Source organism: Sporichthyaceae bacterium (assembly GCA_036493475.1).
Lineage (GTDB): Bacteria > Actinomycetota > Actinomycetes > Sporichthyales > Sporichthyaceae > DASQPJ01.
This window is the reverse complement of sequence record DASXPS010000094.1, coordinates 1-3,902: the sequence shown is the minus strand read 5'-3', so window position 1 is coordinate 3,902 and position 3,902 is coordinate 1. Positions and strand designations below refer to the sequence as shown.

3 protein-coding genes and 2 pseudogenes are annotated in these 3,902 nt (G+C 69.5%); all 5 read left to right on the top strand.

The window, feature by feature from the left end; translation table 11 throughout:
• The 5 genes and pseudogenes from VGJ14_10615 to VGJ14_10595 all read left to right on the top strand — a co-directional run bounded on the left by VGJ14_10615 (position 1) and on the right by VGJ14_10595 (position 3,902).
• Positions 1-332 (top strand): annotated as a pseudogene (locus VGJ14_10615) (DDE-type integrase/transposase/recombinase).
• A gap of 99 nt (positions 333-431) precedes the next feature.
• Positions 432-1,514, top strand: coding sequence for a tyrosine-type recombinase/integrase (locus VGJ14_10610; GenBank protein HEY2832866.1), 1,083 nt, complete (start codon positions 432-434; stop codon positions 1,512-1,514).
• Entirely contained in the window at positions 1,492-3,399 is a 1,908-nt protein-coding gene (locus VGJ14_10605; protein ID HEY2832865.1) for a tyrosine-type recombinase/integrase, read from the top strand. Before VGJ14_10610 ends, VGJ14_10605 begins: the two co-directional genes overlap by 23 nt.
• Positions 3,396-3,695: a hypothetical protein gene (locus tag VGJ14_10600; protein HEY2832864.1), complete on the top strand. Its 300-nt coding sequence runs from the start codon at positions 3,396-3,398 to the stop codon at positions 3,693-3,695. Before VGJ14_10605 ends, VGJ14_10600 begins: the two co-directional genes overlap by 4 nt.
• Before the next feature lie 43 nt (positions 3,696-3,738).
• Positions 3,739-3,902 (top strand): annotated as a pseudogene (locus VGJ14_10595) (integrase core domain-containing protein).

The following is a 3,902-nucleotide window of genomic DNA, read 5'->3' as shown; positions in this document are numbered from 1 at the left end:
CGTGTGCCCGACCTGTTCGGCCGGGACTTCACCGCGCCCGCGCCGAACCGGCGCTATGTCGGGGATATCACCTACCTCCCGATCGGCGACGGGACGAACCTGTACCTGGCCACGGTGATCGACTGCTTCTCCAGGCGGCTGGCCGGGTGGGCCGTCGCCGAGCACATGCGCACCGACCTGATCGTCGATGCCCTGGCCGCCGCCTGCGACGCCCGCGGATCGCTGGCCGGGGCGATCTTCCACAGCGATCACGGGAGTAAGGCTCGAAGGCCTTCGCCCAGGTCTGTGCCGAGTTCGGCGTCACGCAGTCGATGGGCGCGGTGGGGACCTCCCTCTTAACCGGCTAATGCCGGGGTTGACCCAGCTCAGCGACACGCCGTCAGATGACTCCTGCGGTATGAGTCGGTTCACTGCTGGTACATCTGTTCGCCGTGATCAGCGGGTCGGGTCTGCGGCTTGAACAAAGAGATGGCGCCTGGGCGTTGGCCGGTCCGGGCGCGGATCGGTTCGGGTTGGTCGATGAGTATCTGGCGTATCTGGCCGACCGGAACTACTCGCCGAAGACCGTGCGCGCCTACGGCTATGACCTGTTGGCGTTCTGTCGCTGGCTGATCGCGGAGGGGCAGTCGCTGACGGCGGTGACTACGGAGGTGCTGCTGCGGTTCCTGCGGGCCTGCCGGGAGGCCACGATCCCGGGTCGGGCGGGCCCGAATGTGCTGCGACTGTCGGGGCGACGTGCCGATCAGTACGCCGCCACGACGATCAACCGGCGGCTGGCCGCGATCTCCGGGCTGTTCACGTTCGTCGCGATGCGCGACCCCGACGCCGCCAATCCCGTCCCGAAGGGCCGCGAGGCCCGCTGGCGGGTGTCCGGGGAGCGCAGCGGGATGCTCGCGCACACCGTCCGCCGACCGAAGAACCGCTCCTCGCTGCGGCTCCGCGAGCCGCGCCGGTTGCCCGCGGCGTTGTCTCAGGCCGAGGCGGCCGAGCTGCTGGCCAGCTTCCGAACCTGGCGGGACCGCGCGATCGCTGGGCTGATGCTCTACTGCGGGCTGCGCTCGGCGGAAGTGCTGGGCCTCGACGTCGTCGATGTCGACATCGGGGGCCGGTGGCTGAAGGTGCTCGGCAAGGGTGAGCGGGAACGGCGGGTCCCGCTCGACGCCGACGTCGCCTCGGTGATCCAGGTCTATCTGCTGGCCGAACGGCCCGAATCGGCCAGCGACCGGCTGTTCGTGGTGGCCAAGGGCCCCAACCGGGGCCGGCCGCTGACCGCGGCGGGGCTGCGCACGATCTTCCGCTATCACCGCGGGCTCACCGGGATCGTCGGCGGGCATCCGCACGCGCTGCGCCATAGTTTCGGCACCGCCCTGGCCGAGGCCGGGGTCGACCTTGCGGTGATGCAGGCGCTGCTCGGCCACGCCCACGTCGACACCACCGCCCGCTACATCCATCTCGCTCCCGCCCATGTGAAAGCCGAGTTCGATGCCGCCCGTGACCGCATGCGCGCCCGGTGACCGTCCCGGCGCTGCCCTGCGCGCCGCCTACCTGGACTACCTGGCGCGCAGCGGACGCGGCAACACCGCGTACTGGCAGGCGGCACGGGTGTTCTTCCGCCGCTGGCCGGACCCGCGCCGGTGGGCCGAGCAGCCGCTGACGGCCCGGTTGGCCGCCGGGTCGGCCACCCGCCCGATCATCACGTTTCTGATGCTGCACCGGGTGCTCCAACCCGGGTATGACTACCTGCTGGAACGCAAGCTCTCCAGCCTCTGGCGGGAGATCAACGATTCCCCGCTCGGCGCAGATCTGGAGCGGTTCATGACCGCGGCCGCCGAGCTGGGGTTCACCGAGCGGGTCCGTTTCGCCACCGGCTCGCAGGTGCCGGCCCGGCTGCTCATCCAGACCGGGCGGCGCCTGGACCAGCTGACCATCCTCGACCTGGAGACGTTCACCGCGGCCTGCCACGACCGCCACGAGCGGACCGGCAAGGGTCACCACCACTACCTGGCGGCGCTCAGCAACGCCCAGCGGGTGCTGTTCCACCTCGGGATCCTCGACCAGCTGCCCCGGTCGGGCGGGCCGGTCCCGTTCGTCGAACGGCTGGCCGAGGTCCGCCCGCCCATCCGCGCCACGCTGATCGCCTACCTGGAACGCAAGCGGGCGACCTGCCAGCCCAAGACCGTGTCGGCGATCGCGACCCGGCTCAAGCACTTCGGGGTGTTCCTCGCCCACGTCGATCCCGGACTGGACTCGATCGCCCATCTCGACCGGCGCACCCACATCGAGCCCTACCTGACCTGGTTGGTCGACGCGGTGAACTCCAAGAACGACGAGCTGATCACCGTCGCGGACCGATCCCGCCGCGTGCTCGCGCTGGCCGGGTTCTTGACCGACATCACCGAGTGGGGCTGGCCGGAAGCGCCACCGCGCAAGCTCGTCTTCCGCGACGACATCCCCAAGCTCCCGCAGGTGCTGCCCCGCTACCTGCCCGTCGACGTCGACCGCCGGCTCACCCAGGTGCTGGTCGAACATCCCGGGAATGCACTGGCCGCGGCCGCGCTGCAACTGCAACGATCCTGCGGGCTGCGGATCGGGGAGCTGCTCGACCTCGAGCTGGACTGCGTGCACGAACTACCCGGTCACGGCAGCTGGCTGAAGGTCCCGCTCGGCAAGCTCGACACCGAGCGGATGGTCCCGCTCGACACCGAGATCCTCGGGCTGATCGACCAGATCACCGAGATCCGCAGCCACGGGCGCCCGATGCCGCACCCCCGCTACCGGCGGCCCGCGCAGTTCCTGTTCACCCACCACGGACGACGGCTGTCACAGAACGCGGTCCGCGCCGAGCTCGACCGGGCCGCCAAGGCCGCCGGGCTCGACCACATCACCCCGCACCAGCTGCGCCACACCTACGCCACCGCCCTGGTCAACGCCGGGGTCTCGTTGCAGGCGCTGATGGCGCTGCTCGGACACATGTCCGCCGAGATGAGCCTGCGCTACGGCCGGTTGTTCGACACCACCGTCCGCGCCGAATACGAACGCGCCCTCGACTTGGCCAAACAGCAGGCCCGCACGCCGGTGACCGGCAGGATCAACCTGCCGTTGGCCGACATCACCGGCGGAGCCGACTGGAAAGACACCCCGCTGCTCAAATCCCGGCTGGCCGGCGGGTTCTGCCTGCGCGCACCGGCCCAAGGCGCCTGCACCTACGCCAACATCTGCGAACACTGCCCCAGCTTCCATGCCGAACCCAGCTCGCTGCCCGTCCTCGCCGCGCAGCGCGTCGACGCCGAAGCACTCGCCGCCGACGCCGAGAAACGCGGCTGGATCACCGAAGCCGAACGACACCGCCGCCTCATCACCCAACTCGACACCCTGATCAGCGAGGCCCACACCGGATGACCAGCACCAACGCCCTCAACCGGGTCGAGCGCGCCTGCGCGCAACTCCACCACAACGGCCAACGGGTCACCGCCGTCGCCGTCGCCGCCGCCGCCGGCATCGGCCGCACCACCCTCTACCGCGACCCCACCCTGCGCGCGGTCATCGACCAACACCGACACCGCGCCGCTACCAGCGGGACCCTCACCGGCCTCACCGACGAGATCGCCACCCTGCGCACCACCATCGACGCCATCGCCGACCGGGTCCGCAAACACGAAGAACAACTCCGACACCTCACCGTGCGCAAACGCTGAAGCGCGTTAACCGGCCAAACCGCGGGAAGCAAGATCATTAGCCGGATAATGCTATGATAACGCTATGGCGGAATCGTTCTTCGCTACACTGAAGAACGAACGCGTGCACCGCACGGTCTACCCGACACGGCAGCGGGCCGACATCGCCCAGTACATCGAGCTCCGCTATAATACCACGAGACTCCACTCAGGACTCGGATATTGCAC